Annotated in this window: 1 protein-coding gene; it reads right to left on the reverse strand. The window is 69.6% G+C overall.

Annotation, left to right across the window (positions count from 1 at the left end; all coding sequences use genetic code 11):
• The coding region (locus tag BGN91_RS07730; protein WP_292611996.1) for a hypothetical protein at positions 1–256 on the reverse strand (256 nt) is incomplete at its 3' end.
• Positions 257–306: the final 50 nt, after the last annotated feature.

Here is a 306-nt window from a genome sequence, read left to right on the forward strand (position 1 = left end):
CGAAATCGTAGAGCGCACGGACGATCTCGTCCATGAGATGCGACAGCCGCGTGGCGCAGGCCGTGCCGCCGCCGTCGGCGAGCAGCAGTTCCTCGGCCTTGCGGCGTCCGGCGGCGAGCCGCTCCTTGAGCAGGCCCACGACCGCCTGCCGCAACTCGGGCGCGGAGCCATCCGCGCTTTCCGCAAGCGCGGCCAGGTCGCGGCGAAGCGCCTCGCCGTCGATCATTTCCTCGAGCTTCAGGGCCGTCTTTGCCATGTCCGCTTCGGCATGTCCCAAGGTCCGTCATGTCGGCGCATCAAGCCGCG

This window comes from Nitrobacter sp. 62-13 (assembly GCF_001896955.1).
In the GTDB taxonomy this organism is placed as follows: domain Bacteria; phylum Pseudomonadota; class Alphaproteobacteria; order Rhizobiales; family Xanthobacteraceae; genus Nitrobacter.